Raw genomic sequence first — 2868 nt, 5'->3', positions numbered from 1 at the left:
ATGGTTTGGTCACTATAATGGTGTTGGATCGTGGTCCTGGCATTCCAGAAGATCAGCTTGAAGCAGTGCTCCAACCATTCTTTCGGCTCGAGCAGTCCCGCAATCGGGGAACCGGGGGGACTGGACTTGGATTAGCCATCGCACATCAGCTAGCACTTGCCATAGGCGCCTCGCTCAAGTTGCGCAATCGCGATGGCGGCGGGCTCTCGGCGGAAATCTCCATCCATTGATGAGTCCGGACTTGTCGAGTAAAGCAGCGCTCGCCTTTGTATCGCAATGTAACGGGCCGCTTCCCACCCACACTTCGTTACGCTTTGGGATCAATTCGGACACATGTGGGATACGCCTGTGATGCCTTATGCGGTCAGGGACTGGTCTTCGGCCCTGCGCCCTGGCGCCCCATCAATCACTCCAAAGGAAACCATGATGACCCTTCTGGTTATTGCCTACCTTGCGGGAGGGCTGACGATCCTCAGTCCCTGCATCCTGCCAGTTCTTCCCTTTGTCTTCGCCCGCGCAGGCCAGCCTTTCGTCAAAAGCACGCTGCCGATGCTCGCGGGCATGGCAATTACCTTTGCCGTGGTTGCCACCCTTGCCGCAGTCGGCGGTAGTTGGGCAATTCATGCCAATGAATATGGCCGCTACGCTGCGATAGTGCTACTCGCTGTCTTCGGTGTGACGCTTGTTTCACCTGAGTTCGCCACAATCCTGACACGGCCGGTCGTTGCGTTCGCAAACAAGCTGTTGAATAAGTCCGGTGGACCACGCTCCATTCCGACGTTCGCAAGCTCGCTCGTTCTCGGCATTGCAACCGGTCTGCTCTGGGCACCCTGCGCCGGACCGATTCTCGGGTTGGTGTTGACAGAGGCTGCTCTCAAGGGCGCGAACGTTCAGACGACCATGCTTCTCCTGGTCTATTCGGCCGGTGCTGCTACATCGCTCGCTTTAGCACTCATGATCGGCGGGCAGGTTTTTGTCTTTATGAAGGCGTCACTCGGTGCCGGTGAATGGATTCGCCGTGGCCTCGGCATTGCCGTACTTGCGGGCGTCGCCGCCATCGGGCTTGGTGCAGATACTGGTTTTCTCGCTCGTCTCTCGGGCCCAGCGACGGGCAAGGCCGAACAAGCGCTTCTGGACGCTTTCAAGCCGAGAGCTGCCTTGGACGGTGCCGCGAACAATAGCATGGTGCTGGCGGTAGATGCTCGTCAGAGGTTTCGCAGCGATCTGCCGGTTGAAGGACAGTTTCCCTCACTCGACGGTGCGGTTGAGTGGCTGAATTCGCCGCCGCTGAGCACTGGCCAGCTTCGCGGCAAGGTCGTGCTGGTCGATTTCTGGACGTACTCCTGCATCAATTGCATTCACACAGTCCCCCATGTTCGGGCCTGGGCGGAAAAATACAAGGATCAGGGCCTCGTGGTGATCGGCGTACACGCCCCTGAATATGCCTTCGAAAAGAATATCGATAACGTCAAGAAGGCGATCGGCGAGTTCCAGATCACCTATCCCGTCGCCATCGATAACAATTTCACAATCTGGCAGGCATTCCAAAACAGCTATTGGCCAGCCCATTACTTCATCGATGCCAAGGGCCAGATCCGGTACCATCATTTCGGCGAAGGTGATTATGATGCGTCCGAAAAAGTCATTCAGGATCTACTGGCCGAAGCCAAGAGCCAGCAGGCCGACAACCAGCCTATGCCCCCGGACGCAATGACGGCGCAGCCGGTCGCAAAGAGCCAAGGCTGATGAAGAAATCAGCGTTCTCCCTTACTGGCCTTGACGAGATTGTCGCGAAGATTTGCAATGGCCTTTTGCAGCATGGGAAATTCCTCGGGCGTCAGGCCCGAGGCTTTCACAGTCACCTCGCCAAAGCCGAAACCTTTCTCCCGAAGGCGGCGTCCGGCATCGGTCAGCGAAATTCGGACATTGCGCTCGTCCTTGCTATCCCTTGTCCGGTTGAGATATCCCATGGCTTCAAGCCGTTTCAGCATTGGCGTCATGGTGCTCGGCTCCAGAAACAGCTTCTCGCTCAAGCCCTTGACCGTCTGCTGATCTTCTTCCCAGAGCGAGATGATCGTTATGTATTGCGGGTAGGTGAGGCCGAGTTCATCGAGGACTGGTTTGTAAACCCGCGAGTAGGCAAGGTTCGCCGAATAGATCGAAAAGCACAAAAAATCCGCAAGCTTCGCTGCCTTGGTGCGGGGAGGCGTTTGTCTGGACATCGAACACTCCGGTGAAAATAATTATGACACGAACGATTATCGTACTTGTAAGCGTCAAGGCAGTTTGATACAACTGGTATCATAATGATTATTGTAATAATTAAATCAACCCGAGAGTTGATTAAATCAACCCGAGAGTTGAAGGAGAATCATTATGCAATTTGCGATCAAATGCCTGATCGGCATTGCGGTACTGGCATCGCCGTGCGCCTATGACACCAATCCGCGCGAACCCACAGCGGTTGCTCCAATAGTCGCCAAACTGTCTTCAGACGAGCTGCTCCCGTTGGCCGCAGCGAAAGTCCATTTCTCCAATCAGGTTCTTGCAACGGCCCGGTAGGGCATATGCGGCCTGTTCAAAAATCCAAGCCAACCAGGAAGCCGACAATGAAACTGTATGAGAATGAGATTTCTTCCGCGACGTCCCGCGTGCGCATAGCGCTGGCCCTGAAGGTGGTGGCAGTGGAAAAGCTGCCAATTGCGATCCTTGGCGAGGAAGCCGAAAACCGGCAGGCCGGCTATCTGAGGGTCAACCCGCAGGGACTTGTCCCTGCACTGTTGACGGATGAAAGGGTGTTGATCACGCAGTCGCTTGCAATCGTCGAGTACCTCGACGAACGGTATCCCGAGCCACCCTTGTTGCCCG

At 55.7% G+C, this 2868-nt stretch carries 4 protein-coding genes and 1 pseudogene; 4 read left to right on the top strand and 1 reads right to left on the bottom strand.

Features of this window, described 5'->3' with window-relative positions:
- On the top strand, positions 1–230 hold a 230-nt coding region (locus AAAC48_RS18930; RefSeq protein ID WP_340655672.1), incomplete at its 5' end, for an ATP-binding protein.
- A gap of 196 nt (positions 231–426) precedes the next feature.
- A pseudogene (locus AAAC48_RS18925) lies at positions 427–1710 on the top strand (cytochrome c biogenesis protein DipZ); the annotation flags it as partial.
- A 44-nt stretch (positions 1711–1754) separates the two neighbouring features.
- Here AAAC48_RS18925 and AAAC48_RS18920 read toward each other — a convergent pair.
- Positions 1755–2222 carry a MarR family transcriptional regulator gene (locus tag AAAC48_RS18920; RefSeq protein ID WP_340655671.1) on the bottom strand — a complete coding sequence of 156 codons (468 nt, stop codon included), beginning with the start codon at positions 2220–2222 and terminating at the stop codon, positions 1755–1757.
- A gap of 154 nt (positions 2223–2376) precedes the next feature.
- On the opposite strand from AAAC48_RS18920, the gene AAAC48_RS18915 reads away from it, so the two are divergent.
- Together AAAC48_RS18915 and AAAC48_RS18910 are read left to right on the top strand one after the other, a co-directional pair.
- A complete protein-coding gene (locus AAAC48_RS18915; RefSeq protein ID WP_340655670.1) occupies positions 2377–2562 on the top strand; it encodes a hypothetical protein in 186 nt (61 codons plus the stop codon).
- Between the two features lie 47 nt (positions 2563–2609).
- The coding region (locus AAAC48_RS18910) for a glutathione S-transferase N-terminal domain-containing protein (RefSeq protein ID WP_340655669.1) at positions 2610–2868 on the top strand (259 nt) is incomplete at its 3' end.

Source organism: Phyllobacterium sp. (genome assembly GCF_037994405.1).
Taxonomy (GTDB): Bacteria; Pseudomonadota; Alphaproteobacteria; order Rhizobiales; family Rhizobiaceae; genus Phyllobacterium.
The sequence above is the reverse complement of the archived record's forward strand: the minus strand, read 5'-3'. Positions and strand labels throughout refer to the sequence as shown.

Coding starts and splice junctions, on each gene's coding strand:
- AAAC48_RS18920 (WP_340655671.1), bottom strand. CDS start 2,222: ATGTCCAGACAAACGCCTCCCCGCACCAAGGCAGCGAAGCTTGCGGAT.
- AAAC48_RS18915 (WP_340655670.1), top strand. CDS start 2,377: ATGCAATTTGCGATCAAATGCCTGATCGGCATTGCGGTACTGGCATCG.